The sequence below is a fragment of the Streptococcus cristatus genome (assembly GCF_003943515.1).
Classification (GTDB): domain Bacteria; phylum Bacillota; class Bacilli; order Lactobacillales; family Streptococcaceae; genus Streptococcus; species Streptococcus cristatus_D.
In genome coordinates this window covers 72,614-93,418 of sequence record NZ_RJPT01000008.1, presented here as the reverse complement: position 1 = coordinate 93,418, position 20,805 = coordinate 72,614, and the positions used below count along the sequence as shown (strand labels likewise).

The 20,805-nt window shown below is 42.2% G+C and carries 20 protein-coding genes and 4 tRNA genes; 20 read left to right on the top strand and 4 right to left on the bottom strand.

The window, feature by feature from the left end; genetic code table 11:
* The first annotated feature begins 1 nt into the window (after window position 1).
* From D8791_RS07980 to ldcB, 7 genes are all read left to right on the top strand, one after another.
* Window positions 2-62, top strand: a tRNA-Gly gene (locus D8791_RS07980).
* Between the two features lie 8 nt (window positions 63-70).
* Window positions 71-156, top strand: a tRNA-Leu gene (locus D8791_RS07975).
* Window positions 157-174: 18 nt separating this feature from the next.
* Window positions 175-248: transfer RNA gene (locus tag D8791_RS07970), tRNA-Arg, on the top strand.
* A 42-nt stretch (window positions 249-290) separates the two neighbouring features.
* Window positions 291-364 (top strand) — tRNA-Pro (locus D8791_RS07965).
* 262 nt (window positions 365-626) lie between these two features.
* The gene (locus tag D8791_RS07960; RefSeq protein ID WP_125447215.1) at window positions 627-1,757 is read left to right on the top strand and encodes a DUF6574 domain-containing protein; all 1,131 of its coding nucleotides are present in this window, start codon (window positions 627-629) and stop codon (window positions 1,755-1,757) included.
* Between the two features lie 18 nt (window positions 1,758-1,775).
* Window positions 1,776-3,491, top strand: coding sequence for a TcaA second domain-containing protein (locus tag D8791_RS07955; RefSeq protein WP_125447214.1), 1,716 nt, complete (start codon window positions 1,776-1,778; stop codon window positions 3,489-3,491).
* Window positions 3,492-3,500: 9 nt separating this feature from the next.
* Window positions 3,501-4,283 carry an LD-carboxypeptidase LdcB/DacB gene (gene ldcB / locus D8791_RS07950; protein ID WP_125447212.1) on the top strand — a complete coding sequence of 261 codons (783 nt, stop codon included), beginning with the start codon at window positions 3,501-3,503 and terminating at the stop codon, window positions 4,281-4,283.
* Window positions 4,284-4,482: 199 nt separating this feature from the next.
* Here ldcB and D8791_RS07945 read toward each other — a convergent pair whose 3' ends face one another.
* Entirely contained in the window at window positions 4,483-5,277 is a 795-nt protein-coding gene (locus tag D8791_RS07945) for a peptidylprolyl isomerase (protein WP_005589251.1), read from the bottom strand.
* Window positions 5,278-5,332: 55 nt separating this feature from the next.
* Window positions 5,333-5,752, bottom strand: coding sequence for an NUDIX hydrolase (locus D8791_RS07940; RefSeq protein WP_125447210.1), 420 nt, complete (start codon window positions 5,750-5,752; stop codon window positions 5,333-5,335).
* 524 nt (window positions 5,753-6,276) lie between these two features.
* On the opposite strand from D8791_RS07940, the gene D8791_RS07935 reads away from it, so the two are divergent.
* From D8791_RS07935 to gloA2, 3 genes are all read left to right on the top strand, one after another.
* Window positions 6,277-6,459, top strand: coding sequence for a PspC domain-containing protein (locus tag D8791_RS07935; RefSeq protein ID WP_125447208.1), 183 nt, complete (start codon window positions 6,277-6,279; stop codon window positions 6,457-6,459).
* A gap of 71 nt (window positions 6,460-6,530) precedes the next feature.
* On the top strand, window positions 6,531-8,828 hold the full coding sequence (locus tag D8791_RS07930) for a DNA translocase FtsK (protein WP_125447207.1): 2,298 nt from the start codon (window positions 6,531-6,533) through the stop codon (window positions 8,826-8,828).
* Window positions 8,829-8,933: 105 nt separating this feature from the next.
* Complete coding sequence (gene gloA2 / locus D8791_RS07925) at window positions 8,934-9,320, top strand: SMU1112c/YaeR family gloxylase I-like metalloprotein (protein WP_125447205.1); 387 nt, start codon at window positions 8,934-8,936, stop codon at window positions 9,318-9,320.
* 94 nt (window positions 9,321-9,414) lie between these two features.
* Here gloA2 and D8791_RS07920 read toward each other — a convergent pair whose 3' ends face one another.
* Window positions 9,415-9,762, bottom strand: coding sequence for a DUF3397 family protein (locus tag D8791_RS07920; RefSeq protein ID WP_125447203.1), 348 nt, complete (start codon window positions 9,760-9,762; stop codon window positions 9,415-9,417).
* Window positions 9,763-9,911: 149 nt separating this feature from the next.
* Here D8791_RS07920 and rplK point away from each other — a divergent pair, with 149 nt between their 5' ends.
* The 8 genes from rplK (at window position 9,912) to D8791_RS07880 (ending at window position 16,375) form a co-directional block, all read left to right on the top strand.
* On the top strand, window positions 9,912-10,337 hold the full coding sequence (rplK, locus tag D8791_RS07915; RefSeq protein ID WP_001085808.1) for a 50S ribosomal protein L11: 426 nt from the start codon (window positions 9,912-9,914) through the stop codon (window positions 10,335-10,337).
* Window positions 10,338-10,434: 97 nt separating this feature from the next.
* The gene (gene rplA, locus D8791_RS07910) at window positions 10,435-11,124 is read left to right on the top strand and encodes a 50S ribosomal protein L1 (RefSeq protein ID WP_125447201.1); all 690 of its coding nucleotides are present in this window, start codon (window positions 10,435-10,437) and stop codon (window positions 11,122-11,124) included.
* Between the two features lie 129 nt (window positions 11,125-11,253).
* Window positions 11,254-12,702, top strand: a complete 1,449-nt coding sequence (locus D8791_RS07905; protein ID WP_125447199.1) for an APC family permease — start codon at window positions 11,254-11,256, stop codon at window positions 12,700-12,702.
* A gap of 311 nt (window positions 12,703-13,013) precedes the next feature.
* The gene (locus D8791_RS07900) at window positions 13,014-13,949 is read left to right on the top strand and encodes a manganese-dependent inorganic pyrophosphatase (RefSeq protein WP_048763356.1); all 936 of its coding nucleotides are present in this window, start codon (window positions 13,014-13,016) and stop codon (window positions 13,947-13,949) included.
* 85 nt (window positions 13,950-14,034) lie between these two features.
* Window positions 14,035-14,547, top strand: a complete 513-nt coding sequence (locus D8791_RS07895) for a YiiX/YebB-like N1pC/P60 family cysteine hydrolase (RefSeq protein WP_125447197.1) — start codon at window positions 14,035-14,037, stop codon at window positions 14,545-14,547.
* Window positions 14,531-15,181: a DUF1803 domain-containing protein gene (locus D8791_RS07890; protein WP_125447195.1), complete on the top strand. Its 651-nt coding sequence runs from the start codon at window positions 14,531-14,533 to the stop codon at window positions 15,179-15,181. The genes D8791_RS07895 and D8791_RS07890 overlap by 17 nt, the downstream gene beginning before the upstream one ends.
* Window positions 15,182-15,283: 102 nt before the next feature.
* Window positions 15,284-15,484 (top strand): CsbD family protein, encoded by a 201-nt coding sequence (locus D8791_RS07885; RefSeq protein WP_000051185.1) that lies wholly within the window; start codon window positions 15,284-15,286, stop codon window positions 15,482-15,484.
* A gap of 141 nt (window positions 15,485-15,625) precedes the next feature.
* A complete protein-coding gene (locus D8791_RS07880; RefSeq protein ID WP_125447193.1) occupies window positions 15,626-16,375 on the top strand; it encodes a CPBP family intramembrane glutamic endopeptidase in 750 nt (249 codons plus the stop codon).
* Window positions 16,376-16,399: 24 nt separating this feature from the next.
* Here the strand turns inward: D8791_RS07880 and D8791_RS07875 are convergent, their stop codons facing one another.
* Window positions 16,400-17,845: a UDP-N-acetylmuramoyl-L-alanyl-D-glutamate--L-lysine ligase gene (locus D8791_RS07875; protein WP_125447191.1), complete on the bottom strand. Its 1,446-nt coding sequence runs from the start codon at window positions 17,843-17,845 to the stop codon at window positions 16,400-16,402.
* Window positions 17,846-17,931: 86 nt separating this feature from the next.
* Here D8791_RS07875 and D8791_RS07870 point away from each other — a divergent pair, with 86 nt between their 5' ends.
* Together D8791_RS07870 and D8791_RS07865 are read left to right on the top strand one after the other, a co-directional pair.
* Window positions 17,932-19,560 (top strand): putative polysaccharide biosynthesis protein, encoded by a 1,629-nt coding sequence (locus tag D8791_RS07870; protein WP_125447189.1) that lies wholly within the window; start codon window positions 17,932-17,934, stop codon window positions 19,558-19,560.
* A 149-nt stretch (window positions 19,561-19,709) separates the two neighbouring features.
* Window positions 19,710-20,804 carry a cystathionine gamma-synthase gene (locus tag D8791_RS07865; RefSeq protein ID WP_125447188.1) on the top strand — a complete coding sequence of 365 codons (1,095 nt, stop codon included), beginning with the start codon at window positions 19,710-19,712 and terminating at the stop codon, window positions 20,802-20,804.
* Window position 20,805 lies beyond the last annotated feature (1 nt).

Below are 20,805 nucleotides of genomic sequence, written 5' to 3'. Positions count from 1 at the left end.
TAGTTCAGTGGTAGAACACCACCTTGCCAAGGTGGGGGTCGCGGGTTCGAATCCCGTCGTTCGCTTTGAGGCCGGGGTGGCGGAACTGGCAGACGCACAGGACTTAAAATCCTGCGATTGGTAACGATCGTACCGGTTCGATTCCGGTCCTCGGCATAGCGTATATGCGACAGGGCACCCTTAGCTCAACTGGATAGAGTACCTGACTACGAATCAGGCGGTTAGAGGTTCGACTCCTCTAGGGTGCATGAAGGGAAACGAGGTCATATGACTCCGTTTTTACTTATGATCGGGAAGTAGCTCAGCTTGGTAGAGTACTTGGTTTGGGACCAAGGTGTCGCAGGTTCGAATCCTGTCTTCCCGATATGCTAATTCATAAAAGGCAACGGCTATATGCTGTTGTCTTTTATATTTTATAGATTCTGGTTTTAGGCCTTTCTATAATTTAGAGGTTTCGCAAATAAGATAGTATCTATATATGAACTGTTCCTTCTATTTTTGATTAAAGTATTTGGCTTACTTCATATTTTTTGCTATTTATGCGTGCCTATTGCCTTGATTGAATTTTCACCTGATTTTTTGTATACTAATATTAGGATAATCATTTATTGATGGGAGATTTTTATATGTTAAAGCAAGATTGGCTCGAATATTTTGAAGCTGTGAATGGCCGTTCAGCAACGGATGCGGAAATTACTCAAGCTTTGCTGGCTGGTGAATTTGTTGCACCTGAGGTGACAAGTACGAACCAAGTTGGAAGTGAAACTGGCTCAATCATATCAGACTCAGTGCAAGCACAAGGAGTTACTTCAAACGGTGAATATTATGCTCAGATGCAAAATGCTTTTCAGGAACAGAATGGGCAAGCATTGTTCACTCAGCCAACTGGACAGCAATATCAAGAGCTTCCTCAGCAACAGCCTAGCCAAGATCAATTTGCTAATCAAACAGAATCGTTTGCTCAGCAGGCCTATCCTTATCAGCAGCTAAATGGTGGACAACCTAACCAGTTTGTTGGTCAGCCTCAATCTTTTGGTCCGCAAGGCCTCAATCAGCAAGCTTATCAAAACAATCCGCAAGGGCAGTTCAATGCGCAGAATTTCCAGCAAGGTCCACAGGCCTACTATAGTCAGCAACAGCCTGTGCAACCAAGTGAATTTTCTAAAACAATGAAAGGTTTTTGGGCTTGGCTTATTTCTGCTTGGAAGTCGCCAACTTCAGAAATTGAAAGTAGTAAATTAAATGGCTATCTTTCTTTAGGCTTGACTGTTTTCTTTGCAGCTATTGTGGTGAATTATAACTTTTATAATCTTATTTACTCGGTGAGTTTTGGCTTTTATAGTGGTCCGACTTTTAATTTTAGACTGTTATTGGTCTCACTGATAGCGGTAGCTCTCGTTCTTTTCTCCATTATTTTAGGAGGTTTTGCTGTAAAACGGATGGTCTATAAGGATGAAAGCTTTAGCTTTAATAAGGCATTTGATTGGTATGGCCGACTCTATGCGATTGTCTTACCTTTTGTAGCTCTTTCTGCTTTATTTAGTTTATTAGGCATTATGTCTGTATCCCTCTTCCTAGCATGGATCAGCTTAGTGTTAATTGGGGTTGGTGCAACCTTTGCTTTGATTTATTCAAAATCTAGTACGTCAATGGATCCTTTTTATAAATATTTACTGGCAATTATTGTCAATGGTGTGATTACATTTATCTTTACTTTCATCGCTTTCTCATTGCTGATGAGTCTTATGATGATGTAAGGTTCTTGGAGGTGATTTATGGCAACGAAAGAAAAATGGGTTGAGCTTTTTGAGCAAGTGATTGGCAGAAAGCCAACCGCAGATGAGTTTTTAGAAGGAAAACGTTCTGATTTTGATCCCAAGAAGATTATTTCTATTGCGGCTCCTGCAGGACAATATAACAATGGGGTATCTGAAGAGAAGCAAGCTTCACTAACTCAGGAAGAAGATTCTGGACAAGAGGAGCCAGCCCTAGAGTTTCTCAAAGAAGAATTTGTTGAGGATTCTCCTAAAGAAGAAAAGCAAGAGATTTCAGAATCGGATCAATACCAAGAGCAACGGGAGAATTGGCTGCAAGCTTTCGAGACGAATATTGGTAGAAAGCCGACTAAAGAGGAATTTTTAGAAGCACGAAATCAAGGTTTTGCTAATTTGCCTATTCGCTCTGAGTTACTGGAATCGGAATTTCCTCAAAAACCAATACAAAAAAGAAGGTCGAAGAAGAAGGCCGTGATGATTGCTTTTCCTCTTATTCTACTTTTTGTTTTGTTGGCAGCCTTTCTTTATTTGAGCTCGGTGACAGGTGTTAAAGTTGTTACGGATGATTTTGCAAAAGCGGTTACTAAAAAGGATTATGATGGAATCGCAGACCTGCTCTCTTCTAGCTCAGATAAGTGGACACGTGCAGATGCGAGGACTTTAGTCGAGCACTTAGAGAGTCAAGAAATCAATATTGAGACCGAGTTGGACAACATTGCTAAGTCAAAGGGAAAATCAGCCTATATTGATGACAATCAGAATAAACTTTTAGGTGTAACTGAAAAAAGCAAGAAATTTGGGATTTTTCAGGAATATCAAATAGTAGCCTATCCAGTAGAGGTGAAGGTTAATACGAACTTAGATAATGCGAGCATCAAAGCAGGAGATAAGAAAAGCCTTCCTTTGAGTAAGAATGCTGAGACGAATATTGGCAAATATCATTTTATCAAGCAGGAATTTACCCTGAAAGGGAAGACGGAAGTTGGAGAGATTGAGAGTAAGATTCAGCTTGATTTAGCCACTGCTAAGAATAATGAAATTAAATTGGATCTTAAGTCTGAAAAGAAACGATTGAAGGTTACTATGCCAGCAGAAGCTTCAAATGCAACAGACCTTAAAATTGTTGTAAATGGCAAGGAAATTGGTAGTAGCTTGGAAACAGATATTCAAGTTGTACCACATCAAGAACTGGAAGTTTATGCTAAGTTTGTTGTTGCTGATAACACTTTTGTAACCAACAAGGAAAGTATTGTTGTCAAAGGAGACACGCTTGATGTTGCTTTATCTTTACCTAAAGAAGTGACTGATAAGATCAAAGAAAAGGACGAAGAAGCTAAAAAGGTAGAAGCTAACAAGGCAAAAATCACTAATTTCCTTAGCGAATATCGCACGGCTGTTTTCAGATCGGTCTCTAATCGTTCTAATTATTATGCTCAATATTATGACACTTCTAGTCCATCATACAAAGAGATGGTTGAGTGGACTACAGGTGGTGGTGTCAAGAAGGCGAAAATTGATTATTACGATCCAGGAGCTTTGGATATCCGTGAAGTGAGAGAGGAGAACGGCTCCTATATTGTGACGACTTATGAAGACTATACAGTTCACTATATTGATAGTACTCCAAATAGTGTCAATAGAAAAAATAAAACTTACTATTTGAAGCCGACCGGAAATTCCTTTGCAATCTACAATATTGAAGTTTCAGAAAGTTAGTGGAATACAATGAAATATAATAAACTTATTTTTCTAGCAATGTCAGTCTTGCTTTTAAGTGCTTGCTCAGCAGCTAAAGACAAGACTGAAAGTAATACAAACAAGCAGGCAAGTAGCTCAAAGGTATCTGTTGAAAAAAAAGAGGCTGAAAAAGACCGGTCATCTAGTCAAGATACAAGGAGTGAATCGGATGGCACGGAGTCTAAGAAGGAGCAGAAACAGGACGTAACTGTTGATAAAAATGTTTCTTACAATGGCAGCTATTATAGCGTTCAAGGGAAATATGACGAAATAGTCATCGCCAATAAACACTATCCATTATCAGCTGATTACAATCCAGGTGAGGATCCGACTGCTAAAGCAGAACTACTTAAGTTAATCGCAGATATGCAGTCCAAAGGTTATCCTATCAGCAACCAATATAGCGGTTTTCGTAGCTATCAAACTCAGGTCGGCCTTTATCAAAGTTATGTGAATCGAGATGGACAAGCTGCGGCTGATCGTTATTCGGCAAGACCAGGCTACAGCGAGCACCAAACTGGTTTAGCATTTGATCTGATTGATAGTAGCGGCAATCTGGTTGAAGAAGCGGGAGCTAGTCAGTGGCTCTTGGACAATGCCTATAAATATGGTTTTGTAGTACGCTATCCTGTTGGCAAGGAGGGGTCTACTGGCTATGTGCCTGAAAGTTGGCATCTACGCTATGTAGGAAAAGAGGCCAAGGAAATTTCCGAATCTGGTCTCACACTGGAAGAGTATTATCATTTTACAGGTGGTAATTATGTCCAGTAAAATCTAATTGCAGACTCAGCATCTACCTTATTCTCAAAAGTTAGAAGCTACATATCTCACTTTAAAAGTGGAGTTGAGATGCTGGATGATTAGAAAAATGCATAGTAAAACCAGTCCTCGTTTTTTGGGGACTGGTTTTTTGTTTTGTTGACACTAAGACCTAACTCATAAGATGAGCAGAGCTCGAGTTGACTTTTTCCTATTCTTTTATAATTTCAATCTTTTCGATTTTAATATCTGTTTTGGGTTTATCTTTATCGCCAGTTTCTGTGGCAGCAATTTTGTCTACCACGTCCATGCCTTCAATGACTTGACCAAAGACGGTATAGCCGCCGTCAAGGCTTGGATTTCCGCCGTTCTTGTAAGCTTCAATGATTTTAGCTGGGAAGGTGTCGGTCGGTAATTGTTTGGATAAGTCTTTCTTGCTTTGGTTGATGAAAAATTGACTGCCGTTGGTGTCTTTTCCAGCATTGGCCATGGCTAGTGCACCGCGCAAGTTATAGAGGTAAGGAGAATATTCATTCTTGAAGCCATTTCCTGAGTCAATAGACTCATTCTTGCCTTTCCAAATGGATTCGCCACCTGTGCCATCTCCTTTAGGATCGCCTGTCTGAATCATGAAATCATTGATAACGCGGTGGAAAATCACACCGTTATAATAGCCTTCCTTTGCATGTGTCAGAAAATTTTCGACAGCTAAAGGAGCGTATTTAGGAAACAGCTTGAGGCGAATGTCTCCTTGTGTTGTGATGATCTTGACTTCAGCCTCATCTTCGGCAACTTCTGTAGATAATTGTGGGAAGTTGGCATTTTCATTGGTCATGGCATCCTTGTACTGTTCACGGAGTTTTTGAGCTTCAGCTGCCTCAGAACTGGTATCGGTAGCTGAAGACTGCTTAGGAGCACTGGAGGACTTGGTAGTAGAATCTTCTTTAGTGGAGCAGCCTGTCAGAGCAAGTGCAGATAAAAGACTAAAAAGAATGATTTTTTTCATAAATAACCTTTCTATGCGTAAGTTTATGAACTATTGCTATTTTACTATAAGTGCTTTAGTTTTTCAAACTTTCCTGCGTCAGAAATTCCAAGAGTAGCGATTTAAGGCTTTCTGGACGTAGATTGTGGTTGTAAAGTTCTTGCAAGCTGACCCATTCGGGCTGGTAAATGTTTTGGAGACTACTGCGCTGGGCTTCCTCGCCCTGCATGAGGGGAGTCTCAGCCGTACTTAGACTGGTGTAGAAATAATACTCCTCTTTTCCCTGATTGTTAAAGGAAAAAGCTGTGTGCAGCTGGTCAGCAGAAAAGCTAAGATTGACTTCTTCTTTCATTTCCCGTAAGGCAGCTTCTAAAGGCCCTTCTCCAAGTTCGATAGTTCCACCGGGAATCACGAAATACTCTTGCCCATTCTTCCATCGGTGAATGAGCAAAATCTTGTCCAAGAAAGGATTGTAGACAATCACACCTGCTCGCATACTATTCTCCTTTCCGATATTTTCTTCTAAATAGTCTAGCAAAAATAGCTAAAGATTACCAATCTGAGCTATAAAAACTTTTTCTTGAAATTTCTGCTTACTAGAAAAATATATAAGTTAGGATGAACGTTATACATCAGAAATGGAGCACGTGTGCCTATAAATTTTAAGGAAGCTATATTGTTCATCTGCTTTTATAACGGCTTTTTTAGTAGAAACATTGGTCAAAGAACTGGTCCTTCGTTCATCATAAGAGCTGGCAAAATATTAGGGCGTATCCTTGTTAGTGGAACGCTATTTGGGAACTTGGGGAACAAATCTTGTAATGGCTGTTTCCCTCAACTTTCTCTTGGTTGGTCCGCTCTCGCGTTTTATACTAGGGTGTATCCAGAAACTTTTCTCGAGTGAAGAAAAGGTGGAAAATTTGAGGACGATGATAAACTTTCGAAAATTATGGTAAAATAAGATGAGAATTATTGGTTTTGTTTGACAAAATTTATCATTCGTTTGAAGGGAGTTTAATTATGGCAAGACGTTTAACAAGAAGTGCTGACGATAAAATCATTGCTGGAGTTTGCTCTGGCCTAGCTCGGTATTTTAATATAGATCCGGTTATCATTCGTGTCATCTGGGGAGTCTCCTTTTTCGCTTATGGGATTGGACTTCTTCCCTACCTCATTTTTTGGTTGATTTTGCCAGAAGAATAAAGTAGAAACTAGTTGCAAAAGGCAGCTAGTTTTCTGTTTAGAAGATCTTAAAATATGGTATAATGAAAGTTATGGCAAATAAGAAAAATACAAAAAACAGTCGGACTACGAGACGGCCGACAAAAGCGGAATTAGAAAGACAGAAAGCGATTCGACGGATGATAGTCACCTTTGTTTTGGCTATCGCTTTGTTGTTTGCTGCCTTGAAGCTGGGGGCATTTGGAGTCACCATTTATAATTTAATTCGGGTTCTGGTAGGGAGTATGGCTTATGTGGCGATTCTAGCTGCCTTGTTTTATCTCTTTTTCTTTAAGTGGCTGCACAAACATGAGGGGAAGATTTCGGGCTTTATCAGCTTTTTCTTAGGACTCAGCTTAATTTTTCAAGCCTATTTTGTTCATGTTTTGCATTTGAAAGGGCAGGTTTTATCCACGACGCTTACGCGAGTCCTGACAGATTTGATGGCCTTTAAAGTGACCTCATTTGCTGGTGGGGGGCTGATTGGGGCGGCTCTTTATGCTCCGATTTCTTTTCTTTTTTCAAATATCGGCTCTTATTTTATCGGGTTGCTCCTGATTTTGCTGGGGGCCCTGCTCATGAGTCCATGGTCGCTTTATGATCTTGCTGAGAAATTTAGTGTGGCTTTCCAAAACTGGAGGGAAAAAGAGGAAGAAAAACGTCAGCTCCGATTCCTTGAGCAGGAGGAGAAAGCTGCACAGGCAGCTATGCAAGCCATTGAGGTAGAGCAGGCAGAAGCTGAAGTGGATCCTGAAACGGGAGAGATTTTAGATGACGAGAACTTGTCCGATTCGCCTATGGACTTTGACGAGGCGGACTATGCTGAAGAGGGAGACTATAATCCTCATGAGCCGCTAGACTTTGGCCGAGAAGAGGAAATAGAAGAAGCAGAGGCGGACGTAGAGGTAGATTTTACGACCAAAGAAAGTCTAGACTATAAATTACCCACTATCAATCTCTTTGCGCCTGATAAGCCTAAAAATCAGTCCAAAGAAAAGAGGATTGTCCGAGAGAATATCAAGATTTTAGAAGAAACATTTGCTAGTTTTGGGATTAAGGTTACTGTTGAGCGTGCTGAAATCGGGCCTTCTGTCACCAAGTACGAGGTTAAGCCAGCTGTCGGCGTTCGGGTCAATCGGATCTCCAATCTGGCGGATGACTTGGCTCTTGCCCTAGCTGCTAAGGATGTGCGAATTGAGGCACCAATTCCCGGAAAGTCTCTTGTCGGTATCGAAGTACCCAACTCTGAAGTTGCGACCGTGACCTTCCGAGAACTCTGGGATCAGTCCAAGACGGATGCCAGCAAGCTCTTAGAAATTCCGCTAGGTAAGGCCGTCAACGGCTCTGTCCGCTCCTTTGACTTGGCTAAGATGCCCCATCTCTTGATAGCGGGCTCTACTGGTTCTGGAAAATCTGTGGCCGTCAACGGTATTATTGCCAGCATTCTCATGAAGGCCAGACCGGATGAAGTCAAGTTTATGATGGTGGATCCTAAGATGGTGGAGCTGTCCGTTTATAATGACATTCCCCACTTGCTTATCCCAGTCGTAACCAATCCTCGCAAGGCCAGCCGCGCCCTCCAGAAGGTTGTAGACGAGATGGAAAACCGCTATGAACTCTTCTCCAAGGTCGGTGCCCGTAATATTGCCGGCTACAATGCTAAAGTAGCTGAGTACAATGCTCAGTCAGAATATAAGCAGATTCCCTTGCCTCTAATCGTCGTCATCGTGGACGAGCTGGCAGACCTTATGATGGTGGCCAGCAAGGAAGTGGAAGACGCTATTATTCGTTTGGGACAAAAAGCGCGTGCGGCTGGGATTCACATGATTCTGGCTACCCAGCGGCCATCTGTAGATGTTATCTCGGGCTTGATTAAGGCCAATGTACCCTCTCGGATTGCCTTTGCTGTGTCCAGCGGGACAGACAGTCGGACCATTCTGGATGAAAATGGAGCAGAAAAGCTCTTGGGTAGAGGAGACATGCTCTTTAAGCCGATTGATGAAAACCATCCAGTTCGTTTGCAGGGCTCCTTCATCTCAGATGAAGATGTGGAGCGAATCGTAGCTTTTGTCAAGAATCAAGCTGAAGCTGACTATGATGATAATTTTGATCCTGGCGAAGTCTCTGAAAGTGATTTGGATGCTGGCGGAGGCGACGATGAAGGCGATCCTCTCTTTGAGGAAGCTAAGGCCTTGGTCATTGAGACACAGAAAGCCAGCGCTTCGATGATCCAGCGGAGACTCTCTGTCGGCTTTAACCGCGCCACCCGTCTTATGGAAGAACTGGAAGCAGCAGGCGTTATCGGACCAGCCGAAGGAACGAAGCCGAGAAAGGTTTTGCAGACGAATTAAACATTTTCCTGAGCAGTTGGTCAACAAGAATAATATCCTGTGATACAAATCTGCCAGCAGTTAGCCGGCAGATTTTCTCTACTGAAGAATGAAAGGAAAAAAGCTATGAAACTGGATAGCATTCACCATATTGCGATTATTGGTCATGATTATGCCAAGACTAAGGATTTTTATGTGGATAAGCTGGGCTTTGACATGCTGGATGAGCACCATCGGCCCGACAAGCAGGACATTCTCTTTAATGTCCGCAAAGGGAATTTGACACTGGAAATTTTCATCAAGGAAGCGGCTCCCAAGCGGCCAGCCCTGCCTGCACCAGAGCATACTGGGTTGCGGCATCTGGCTTTCCGAGTGACAGATGTTGAAGAAACGCTAGCGGAATTTGATCGTTTGGAGATTCCCCATACCGAGCTGCGCTATGATGACTTTGATGGCCGCAAGATGGCTTTCTTCTTTGATCCGGATGGTCTGCCTTTAGAAATACATGAATAAAAGAAAGAGAATCGGAAGATATAAAGCATGACTTGTAAGTTCCGCATACGAAAACCCCATCGGTCAGTACAGACCGATGGGGTGTGTTTTACATTTATAAAAAGAGAGCGATGGTCATGGCTAGGTACATAAAGAAGGTCAAGATAAAACCAGCCCGCCAGAAAAATTTAAAGAACTTGGGATAGTAGAAAGTCCGTTTTTTCCTGAGAAAATAAGCTGTGATACCGATAGACAGGCCAGACAATACTAATAATAGGTGGGGTAAAAGACTGTGATAGAAGGCCTTATCTGAAATGATATACAACTCTATAGCAAAAAAAGGGAAAGCCAAATCTGCAAAATTCAAGCCAAATTTTCTTAGCCTGAAGACCTTCACCGCGATAATCGATAAGATAAGTGTTAAAAAGATAAATAATACAGAAGCAATTTTTAATAATACCATGTAACTATTTTACCATAAAAACGAGAAAATATAAGAATTTTTCTTGCATTTTGAAAAGATTAGTGTATAATAGAAAAGTATGCAAAAAGCATACTTGTGGGAGGTAAAAATCTCTAATTACCGCCAAAACCACAAAGGAGGATTTAAAAATGGCTAAAAAAGTCGAAAAACTTGTAAAATTGCAAATCCCTGCTGGTAAAGCTACTCCAGCTCCACCGGTTGGACCTGCTCTTGGTCAAGCTGGTATCAACATCATGGGATTCACAAAAGAGTTCAACGCTCGTACAGCTGACCAAGCTGGTATGATCATTCCAGTTGTTATCTCAGTATACGAAGACAAATCATTTACTTTCGTTACAAAGACACCACCAGCTGCTGTTCTTTTGAAAAAAGCTGCAGGTGTTGAAAAAGGATCAGGTACACCTAACAAAACGAAAGTTGCTACAGTTACTCGTGCACAAGTACAAGAAATTGCAGAAACTAAGATGCCAGATTTGAACGCAGCAAACATTGAGTCTGCAATGCGTATGATCGAAGGTACTGCTCGTTCTATGGGATTCACTGTTGTTGACTAATCAATAACACCCCCAATATAACCCGCAAGACTTCATCATTTCGAGGAGTGACGTGGGAGATGAAAATCGATTGAACCACTTACAAGGAGAATAGAAAATGGCTAAAAAAAGCAAACAACTTCGTGCTGCTCTTGATAAAATCGACAGCACAAAAGCATACAGTGTAGAAGAAGCTGTAGCACTTGCAAAAGAAACTAACTTTGCAAAATTTGACGCAACTGTAGAAGTTGCTTATAACCTGAATATCGACGTTAAAAAAGCTGACCAACAAATCCGTGGCGCAATGGTATTGCCAAACGGTACTGGTAAAACTTCACGCGTTCTTGTTTTCGCACGTGGTGCAAAAGCTGAAGAGGCAAAAGCTGCTGGTGCAGACTTTGTTGGTGAAGATGACCTTGTTGCGAAAATCAACGACGGTTGGTTGGACTTCGACGTAGTTATCGCTACACCTGACATGATGGCTCTTGTTGGACGTCTTGGACGTGTCCTTGGACCACGTAACTTGATGCCAAACCCTAAAACTGGTACTGTAACAATGGATGTTGCTAAAGCAGTTGAAGAGTCTAAAGGTGGTAAGATCACTTACCGTGCTGACCGTGCAGGTAACGTTCAAGCAATCATCGGTAAAATATCATTTGAAGCTGAAAAATTGGTTGAAAACTTCAAAGCATTCAACGAAACAATCCAAAAAGCAAAACCAGCTACAGCTAAAGGAACTTACGTAACAAACTTGACAATCACAACTACTCAAGGTGTTGGTATCAAGGTTGACGTGAACTCACTTTAAGAATTGAATTTGAGCTACCTACGGGTAGCTCTTTTTTTTGGACAAAATATGCTGAAGACGGTTACAAAAATGTAAAAACATGGTATAATTTTATGGAGCAATTTATTTTATATTCAAAGGAGATGAATGATGAAAAAAGATCAGAACCAGCTGACTTGGCTGATGGTGTCCCTAATTGCCTTTAATATGGTTTGGGGTCTGGGAAATGTGGTCAACAACTACTCCCAACAAGGGATTTCGGTCGTTGTTTCTTGGATTCTTATCCTGGCCATTTACTTTATTCCCTATGCCCTCATCGTGGGGCAGCTAGGCTCGACCTTCAAGGAGAGCGGAGGTGGTGTCAGCGACTGGGTGGAGAAGACCTCTACCAAGCGCTTGGCTTATTTTGCGGCTTGGACTTACTGGGTGGTGCATATTCCCTACTTGGCACAAAAGCCACAGGGAGTTCTGATTCCTTTAGGATGGGCTATCCAAGGAAATGGCGATTTTTTGAGCAGTCTTGATATTCACTGGATTGTTATTCTTAGTTTGCTGATTTTCGGTGCCTTTCTCTACTTATCCACCAAGGGGCTGTCCACACTTAAAGTGATTGGGGGCTTGGCTGGAAGTGCGATGCTGATTATGTCCTTCCTTTTTGTTCTATTAGCGGTCGGTGCGCCTTTTATCAAGCCGGATATGCAGTTCGCAACGGCTAATATGGACAAGCTCAGTACTTATATTCCTAATTTTGATTTTTCATATTTTACGACTATCTCGCTCTTAGTCTTTGCAGTCGGTGGGGCTGAGAAGATTTCGCCTTACGTTAACCAAACACGCAATCCCGCCAAGGAATTTCCAAAGGGGATGATTGTCATGGCTGTCATGGTTGGAGCCTCTGCGATTTTAGGTTCTCTGGCCATGGGTATGCTCTTTGACGGTAGCAATATTCCTGAAGATTTGATGCGTAATGGTGCTTATCAAGCCTTCCAAATGCTGGGTAACTACTGGGGTGTAGGTAATGTACTGGTAGTTATCTATGCCCTGACTAATATGGTCGGACAGATTGCAGCCTTGGCCTTCTCAATTGATGCGCCTCTGCAAATCTTGCTCAATAATGCCGATGAGGAATTTGTTCCAAGCTGGCTGCGTAAGCGGACATCAAAAGGTGTGCTGATTAACGGTTATATCCTGACAGGGATTTTGGTAAGCTTCTTGATTGTCCTACCAATCTTTGGAATCAAGGAAATCGATGGTCTGGTTAAATGGATGACTAATCTTAACTCCATCGTTATGCCCATGCGTTATCTTTGGGTATTTGTAGCTTATATGTTGCTCAATAAAGCTTGGAAGAAATACAAGGATGCGGAATACAAACTTACTAAAAATCCAAAATTTGGCTTTATCATCGGAGCTTGGTGCTTCCTTTTCACAGCTTTTGCTTGTATTTTAGGTATGGTTCCGAAAGTAGACTATGCAGTTGATCCAGCTGGTTGGCGCTTCTCTCTGATGACAAATATCTTGACACCGATTATCTTGATTAGTCTAGGCGTCATCTTACCTCTCTTGGCTAAACGGGAGAAGAGACAGTCACTTAAATAGTAGTGACGATCGCCTCTATCACTAACTTGATAAATTTTCCAGTCCTATCTTATGATAGGGCTGTTTTTTAGGAAAAAATCCTTTCACAGGAAATAAAAATGATAAAGCAAGCGTTTCTTCTGGGGGACTTTCATCGGAGATGGTACTTGTATCGACGGTTAAGGTTGGATGATTATTTTGAAGGTTCAGCTCAGCCCTCTATTGCAAAGCTACAATTTTTCTCAAGAAAATATCCTTCTCCTTTTGTGAAATACCCATAATTGTGGTAAAATAAGTGGAATAGATATTATTAAAAACAAAGAGGTATTATCATGTCTAAGATTCTAGTATTTGGTCACCAAAATCCAGACTCAGATGCCATCGGGTCATCTGTAGCTTTTGCTTATCTTGCAAAAACAGCTTACGGTTTGGATACAGAAGCAGTAGCTCTTGGGACTCCAAATGAAGAAACAGCCTTTGTCTTGAACTATTTTGGTGTAGAAGCACCACGCGTGATCACATCTGCTAAAGCAGAAGGTGCAGAGCAAGTCATCTTGACTGACCACAATGAATTCCAACAATCTGTTTCAGATATTGCTGAAGTGGAAGTTTATGGCGTGGTGGACCACCACCGTGTAGCTAACTTTGAAACTGCAAGCCCACTTTACATGCGTTTGGAACCTGTTGGGTCAGCGTCTTCTATCGTTTATCGTATGTTTAAAGAACACGGTGTGGCAGTTCCTAAAGAGCTTGCTGGTTTGATGTTATCTGGTTTGATTTCAGATACACTTCTCTTGAAATCTCCAACGACACACCCAAGTGATAAGGATATTGCTCCTGAGTTGGCTGAGTTAGCAGGTGTGAACTTGGAAGAATACGGTCTCGCTATGCTGAAGGCTGGTACAAACTTGGCAAGCAAATCTGCTGAAGAATTGATCGACATTGATGCCAAGACTTTCGAATTGAATGGAAATAATGTCCGTGTAGCCCAAGTCAACACTGTTGATATTGCTGAAGTTTTGGAACGCCAAGCAGAGATCGAGGCAGCAATGCAAGCGGCTATTGCAGCAAATGGCTATTCTGACTTTGTTTTGATGATTACAGACATCGTTAACTCAAACTCAGAAATCCTTGCAATTGGCGCAAACATGGACAAGGTAGAAGCAGCTTTCAACTTCAAACTTGAAAATAACCATGCCTTCTTGGCTGGTGCTGTTTCGCGTAAGAAACAAGTCGTGCCTCAGTTGACTGAAAGCTTTAATGGGTAATAGCTTGAGTGATAATTGAAACGTGGAAACACTTGTTTCCATATAGCTAAAGGGGTTTCGGCTCCTTTTTTTCTAGGAGAGAAAGATGTTAGAAAATGGCGATTTGATCTTTGTGAAGGATCTTTCAGATATGGGGCAGGCCATCCAGGCTTCTACTGGGAACTATAGCCATGTAGCTATCTTTTTGGACGGTTTTGTTTATCATGCAACTGGTGAAGTTGGTGTTATCTGTCAAGAACCAGCTGATTTTTTTGAACCGACTCATCTTTACGACCTTTATGTCTATCCAGAGCTGGAAGCTGACTTGGTGAAGGAGAAGGCTTGCCAGCATCTAGGAGCCCCTTATAACAGCTCTTTTTATCCAGATGGGAATGGCTTTTATTGCTCCCAGTATATCGCTGAAATCCTACCGATTTTTGAGAGCGTACCGATGAAATTTGGTGATGGGGAGCAGGAGATTAGTGATTTTTGGAGAGAATATTACAGGAAACTCGAACTTCCTGTGCCTCTGAATCAATCAGGGACCAATCCTAGTCAACTAGCAGCATCCCCTCTTTTAGAATGTAAAGAAAGGAATCTTCATGATTCAGATTTTTAATCCCTCCCGTTTGACTCGACAGCCATTTTTTATAGATTTAGTGGACTATCTGGACCAGCATGACGATGTGATCCTTCGAGAAATCAAGGCCCAGTTTCCAGATGTAGCAGTTGATAAACTCATGGAAGAATATATAAAGGCAGGTTTGATCCGAAGGGAAAACAAACGATATTCCCTTAATCTCCCTTTTCTAGAATCAATAGGTAATCTATCCCTTGACCAAGAGATTTTTGTCAGAGAGGATAGTCCAGTCTATCAAGCTTTGCTGAAGAAGACTTTTGAGACAGAATTGCGCAATCAAACCAATGCCGCCATTTTAGTCGAACGTACGGACTTTGCAAGAGAAAAGATGACCCTGTCTAATTATTTCTACAAGGTCAAGAATCATTATTCTTTGACACAAAAACAGCAGGAACTCTATGCCATTTTGGGGGATGTCAATCCAGAGTACGCCCTCAAGTATATGACGACGTTTTTGCTCAAGTTTCTCAAAAAAGACCAGCTCATGCAGAAACGTCGTGATATCTTTGTGGACAGTTTAGTCGTTCTAGGCTATATTGTGCAAAATGAAGCTGGGAAATATGAGTTGGCTGTTGATTTTGACAAGGAATGCTTGTCTTTCTATTTGCCTTAATTGCTTGCTTTTGAGCAGATTGTTTGACTTTGCTAAAGAATAAGCATAAACTGAATGTAAGCGATAACCATTATCGTATTAAAACAAAAAGGAGACAGAGCTATGTCACTTGAAAATAAATTGGAACAAGCAACTGGTGCTATCAAAGAAGGATTTGGTAAAGTTACTGGGGATAGCAAGACTGAAGCAGAAGGTGCTGTAGAAAAAACAGTTGCCAAAGCAAAAGAAGTAGTTGAAGATGCTAAGGGTGCTGTAGAAGGTGCCGTTGAAGGTCTTAAAAACTCATTTAAGAAAGAAGACTAAAGTCAGAGGCTGGGATAATCGTATCTCAGCCTTGCTTCTTTTCCTCCTGTTTTCGAATGAGGGAAAAATTAGACAGCCCCACCTGTCATTTTGCCATATTCTGTGCTATAGTAGTATATAGAATTTGGGAAAGGAATTAGAATGACAATGTTGAAAAAAATCTATCCCGAGCAACCACTAGAGAACCTTAGGTGGTTCGATATGTTGATTTTAGCAATTATTATGTTTGGTCAATTTATTTATTCCTCAACAATAAATTGGCTGACGATGTCCAGCTCTGTAGGACAAGCAATCGTGCCCAGACCAGAGGATGAAAATTTTGCCTTGCTGAGCAATTTGAAATTGCAGGTTTTCCTGCTGGTGTTAGCACTTGTCTATCTAGGCATCCGCCATTATGATTTCAAACAGCTGAAACTACGCTTGTCTTGGTCTATTCTTTGGGCGCCCTTGATTTTTGCGGTTGTCGGTCTGACTTCTGATGTGATAGCAGCTTTAGTCGGTTCCTATAATTATTTTGACTTAGAAATTTTGCAGCATATCGACTGGACCTTTGTCGAAGTTTTTCGCAAATTAGCTGCGCTAGGACCTGTCGTCATTCTCTATTCTCTCTTCAATGGTGCTTATGAGGAATTCTTTTTCTTAGGCTTGCTCACATCGGTGAAAGAAGAGAGCAAATGGTGGGTTTTAGGCTTTTCAACGCTGGTTCGCTTTTCTGTCCATACCTATCAGGGGCTAGTCTCTGCTTTTCTGATTGGTGTGGTCTTCGGTCTGTTCTATTATTTCTTTTACAAATACAAGGTTAAAAACTTGCTGCCTTTCTTTTTGGCACATGCCTTTGCGGATATGGTAGGCAGCAGCTTGCTCTATGTCTTAGTGATGTGGAATGGATAATAAAAAGGACTCGAAAGTCCTTTTTTATATGTATTTTTCTGCCAGTGCATAATCACCGGGATAAGGGACCTTTTGGTCATTGATGATTTGGTAGGCATCCGCTCCCTTGCCAGCTAGAATGACTGCATCGCCTTTAGCATTGGTTAGGCTGAGGGCTTTTTTGATAGCTTCTTCGCGGTCAGCAATCATATCCACCTCAAAGGAAATGTAGCTAGCAATTTCTTTTGCGATAGCAATTGGATCTTCGCGATTTGGATCATCTGCGGTCAAAATGACTTTGATTTCAGGATGCTGATTGAGTAGGAGGCCAAAGTCCTTACGTCGACTTTCTCCCTTATTGCCAGTAGCTCCTAGTACAAGTACAGTCTGTCCTTTTTGATGTTCTTGAACGACGGATAGCAACTTAGCCAAACTGTCGCCATTGTGAGCATAGTCCACGAAGACCTTGGCACCGTTTGACTGGGTCAAGACCTCCATGCGTCCCGGAACTCGTGTCTGGGCAATACCAGCTTGAATATCTTCCAATGAAGCTCCAAGTCGTAGGCAGGCTAGACCAGCAGCAATGCCATTTTCCTGATTGAAGCGACCAATCAACTGGATATCGTAGGCACCAGCCAACTTTCCTTGCGCTTCAAAGGAGAAAGCTTGCGATTCTTGAATACTATTGGCGGAGTCAGGTCCATAGAAGTCGTGGTCGTAGTTGGCCACTTGCTCAGCTAAAACTTGAAAATGATCCATGCCGCTATTGACAACAACAGCTCGGCTATTGTCCATCAAGAGTCTCTTGTGGTAGAAGTAGTCTTCAAAAGTTGGATGCTCAATCGGGCCGATATGGTCAGGGCTGATATTGAGGAAGACACCTACATCAAAGGTCAGGCCATAGACCCGCTTTTTAAGATAGGCTTGGCTGGAGACTTCCATGATGAGATGGGTACGACCATTGGCTACAGCCTGGGCCATCATCTCAAAGAGGTCTAAACTTTCAGGAGTGGTCAGGGTTGATTTAAAGAAAGTTTCACCGTCCAGAGTGGTATTCATAGTAGAAAGCAGGGCTGGTTTGTGGCTTTGTTTTAAAATATTAAAAGCGAAATAAGCCGATGTGGTCTTGCCCTTGGTACCAGTGAAGGCCAAAAGTTTGAGTTTTTGCTCTGGGTGACCGTAAAATTCCATAGCAATGAGACTCATGGCTTGTTTAATATCATTGACCAAGAGCACCGGAATTCCGACTTCGAGGTCAGTCTCACTCAGGTAAAACCCTAGTCCAGCTGCTACAGCCTTCTCTAAAAATTCCCGCTTGAAATGCTCGCCCTTGACAAAAAAGAGAGTTTTGCTATCTGCTTTGCGACTATCATAGCTAATCTTGTCAAAGGACAAGCCCTGATAGTTGAAGTAGTAGTCTCCATCAGCGATGATTTCACGAAAATTTTGGTCTTTTTTTAAAATATCTAGTATTGTTTCAATTTTTATCATATCTCTATTGTAAACCGAAAGGCTATGTTTTACAAGAGGCAAGGAAAAGTTTATAATAAAAGAAGAACAAATAGAAGAGGTTTTCTATGAGCCAAGAAACAACAAGCCAGCAGCAGAAAATGTTAAGAGGGACTGCCTGGCTGACTGCTAGTAATTTTATCAGCCGCCTTCTTGGGGCTGTTTATATCATCCCTTGGTATATCTGGATGGGCCAGCACGGGGCAGAGGCCAATGGTCTTTTTACCATGAGCTATAATATCTATGCTTGGTTCCTTTTGGTTTCCACAGCAGGAGTGCCGGTGGCTGTTGCCAAGCAAGTTGCTAAGTACAATACGATTGACAAGGAGGAACACAGCTTTGCCCTCATTCGAGAGTTCCTCAAGTTCATGCTGGCCTTGGGACTGATCTTTGCAATCATCATGTACTTGATGGCACCGGTTTTTGCCTCAATGTCTGGTGGCGGGGCTGACCTGATTCCAGTTATGCAGAGTTTGTCTTGGGCTGTGCTCATTTTTCCGTCTATGAGTGTCATTCGAGGCTTCTTCCAAGGGTTTAATAATCTGAAACCGTATGCCATCAGCCAGATTTCGGAGCAGGTGATTCGGGTTATCTGGATGCTACTGACAGCTTATTTCATTATGAAAATCGGTTCAGGTGACTATGTTGAAGCTGTGACCCAGTCTACCTTTGCCGCCTTTGTCGGGATGCTGGCAAGTATGCTCGTTTTACTTTTCTATCTAGCAAAAACGGGTATGCTGCGCTCTATCCTGAGAAAGCCTAAAAAGTCTGCGGGAATTAGTGGCCGTTCTCTCCTCTGGGATACCATACGAGAAGCCATTCCCTTCATCATTACAGGCTCAGCTATTCAGCTTTTCCAGATTATTGACCAGGCGACCTTTATCAACATTATGACCCAGATTAGCGATTATACGAAATCAGAGCTCTTGGTGCAATTCGCTTACTTCTCAGCCAATCCGAATAAAATCACTATGATTTTAATTGCGGTGGCAACTTCTATCGGTGGTGTCGGTATCCCTCTCTTGACCGAGAATTATGTCAAGGGTGACTTTCGCTCAGGTGCTCGCCTAGTGCAAGATAATCTTAGCATGTTGCTCTTCTTTATCTTTCCGACAACAGTGGGAGCTGTTATGGTAGCCAGTCCACTTTATACCATTTTCTATGGTAAGCCAGATAGACTAGCACTGGGGCTCTTCATCTGCGCTATGCTACAGACCATCATTCTCAGCACCTATACAGTTCTGGCTCCGATGATTCAAGCTCTGTTCCAAAACAAGAAAGCCATTCTCTACTTCTTTTATGGAGTTCTTGTCAAGCTTAGTCTGCAGGTACCGATGATCAATCTCTTCCATGCTTATGGTCCCTTGATTTCAACGACCGTCGGTCTTTTACTGCCAATCTTCTTCATGTTTAGAGAAATCCGAAAGGTTGTTGGTTTGAATCCTAAGAACCTCTTGAAGCGTCTGCTGTTGAGTATGATTCTCACAATTGCCATGGTGATCTTGGTTCTGCTTGTCGAGTATCTACTAAGCTTTATCTTCCAGCCAACTAATCGGATGTACAGCTTTATCTATGTCGCTGCCGTTGGAGGAGTCGGAATGTTCGTCTATATCGTACTGTCTCTCAAAGTTCGGCTCATAGACCGTTTTATCGGACAAAAGGCAGATAGTTTACGCCAACGATTAAGAATGAAATAAGAAACGAAGAGTCGTTCAGCGACTCTTTTTTATGGGCTGTTACTCTATAGTTTCAGACTATAGCTAGCTCTTGAAAAGAAAAAAGCCCAAGATTTTCTTAAGATGTTACAATAGAAAGGTAGAATATTTTAAAAAAGAGGAACGGTTAAATGGAGAGAGAACAGAAATTAAATACTTTGTTGGCTCAAGCAGGAGTAAAGACAGATCAAACAACGGGTGCTTTAACAACCCCCCTGCATTTTTCAACGACCTACCAGCATCCTGAGTTTGGCCAGTCAACGGGTTATGACTATACTCGAACCAAAAATCCTACACGGGCTAGCTTGGAAACGACGCTAGCTGCTATCGAAAGTGCAGACTATGCCCTAGCAACTAGCTCTGGTATGTCAGCTATTGTGCTGGCCTTTAGTGCCTTTCCAGTTGGCAGCAAGGTTTTGGCTGTTCGGGATCTCTATGGCGGCTCTTTCCGCTGGTTTGCTCAGGCTGAAGCGGAAGGACGCTTTAGCTTTACCTATGCTAATACGGAAGAAGAACTACTGAACAAGCTAACGAATGATATAGATATTGTCTATATCGAGACACCGACCAATCCTCTGATGGTAGAGTTTGACATTGCTCGCATTTCCCAAGCGGCTCATGAGCGAGGAGCAGCTGTCATTGTGGACAATACCTTCTACAGCCCGATTTACCAAAGACCGCTGGAGGATGGAGCTGACCTTGTCCTGCACTCTGCGACCAAGTATCTGGGAGGGCACAATGATGTCTTGGCTGGAGCCATCATGACCAATGATGCTGCCATCTATGATAAGCTTTTCTATAATCTCAATACAACTGGAGCAGTCCTATCTCCATTTGATAGTTACATGCTTTTGCGCGGGCTCAAGACCTTGGCTCTCCGCATGGAGCGCTCTACTCAGAATGCGCAAGAAGTAGTTGCATTTCTGAAGTCATCTCCTGCGGTAAAAGAAGTTCTCTATCCAGGTAAGGGCGGCATGATTTCCTTTAAAGTTGTCGATGAAAGTAAGATTCCTCATCTCTTAAATAGCCTGAAAATCTTTACTTTTGCGGAAAGTTTGGGTGGAGTAGAGAGTTTGATTACCTATCCGACGACCCAGACTCATGCAGATATTCCTGTTGAAGTGCGCCATTCCTATGGCTTGACTGATGATTTGCTGCGCCTGTCGATTGGCATTGAGGATAGTCGGGATTTAGTAGACGATTTGCGCGCAGCCTTGGAGGACTAAT

Coding starts and splice junctions, on each gene's coding strand:
- D8791_RS07960 (WP_125447215.1), top strand. CDS start 627: ATGTTAAAGCAAGATTGGCTCGAATATTTTGAAGCTGTGAATGGCCGT.
- D8791_RS07955 (WP_125447214.1), top strand. CDS start 1,776: ATGGCAACGAAAGAAAAATGGGTTGAGCTTTTTGAGCAAGTGATTGGC.
- ldcB (WP_125447212.1), top strand. CDS start 3,501: ATGAAATATAATAAACTTATTTTTCTAGCAATGTCAGTCTTGCTTTTA.
- D8791_RS07945 (WP_005589251.1), bottom strand. CDS start 5,277: ATGAAAAAAATCATTCTTTTTAGTCTTTTATCTGCACTTGCTCTGACA.
- D8791_RS07940 (WP_125447210.1), bottom strand. CDS start 5,752: ATGCGAGCAGGTGTGATTGTCTACAATCCTTTCTTGGACAAGATTTTG.
- D8791_RS07935 (WP_125447208.1), top strand. CDS start 6,277: ATGGCAAGACGTTTAACAAGAAGTGCTGACGATAAAATCATTGCTGGA.
- D8791_RS07930 (WP_125447207.1), top strand. CDS start 6,531: ATGGCAAATAAGAAAAATACAAAAAACAGTCGGACTACGAGACGGCCG.
- gloA2 (WP_125447205.1), top strand. CDS start 8,934: ATGAAACTGGATAGCATTCACCATATTGCGATTATTGGTCATGATTAT.
- D8791_RS07920 (WP_125447203.1), bottom strand. CDS start 9,762: ATGGTATTATTAAAAATTGCTTCTGTATTATTTATCTTTTTAACACTT.
- rplK (WP_001085808.1), top strand. CDS start 9,912: ATGGCTAAAAAAGTCGAAAAACTTGTAAAATTGCAAATCCCTGCTGGT.
- rplA (WP_125447201.1), top strand. CDS start 10,435: ATGGCTAAAAAAAGCAAACAACTTCGTGCTGCTCTTGATAAAATCGAC.
- D8791_RS07905 (WP_125447199.1), top strand. CDS start 11,254: ATGAAAAAAGATCAGAACCAGCTGACTTGGCTGATGGTGTCCCTAATT.
- D8791_RS07900 (WP_048763356.1), top strand. CDS start 13,014: ATGTCTAAGATTCTAGTATTTGGTCACCAAAATCCAGACTCAGATGCC.
- D8791_RS07895 (WP_125447197.1), top strand. CDS start 14,035: ATGTTAGAAAATGGCGATTTGATCTTTGTGAAGGATCTTTCAGATATG.
- D8791_RS07890 (WP_125447195.1), top strand. CDS start 14,531: ATGATTCAGATTTTTAATCCCTCCCGTTTGACTCGACAGCCATTTTTT.
- D8791_RS07885 (WP_000051185.1), top strand. CDS start 15,284: ATGTCACTTGAAAATAAATTGGAACAAGCAACTGGTGCTATCAAAGAA.
- D8791_RS07880 (WP_125447193.1), top strand. CDS start 15,626: ATGACAATGTTGAAAAAAATCTATCCCGAGCAACCACTAGAGAACCTT.
- D8791_RS07875 (WP_125447191.1), bottom strand. CDS start 17,845: ATGATAAAAATTGAAACAATACTAGATATTTTAAAAAAAGACCAAAAT.
- D8791_RS07870 (WP_125447189.1), top strand. CDS start 17,932: ATGAGCCAAGAAACAACAAGCCAGCAGCAGAAAATGTTAAGAGGGACT.
- D8791_RS07865 (WP_125447188.1), top strand. CDS start 19,710: ATGGAGAGAGAACAGAAATTAAATACTTTGTTGGCTCAAGCAGGAGTA.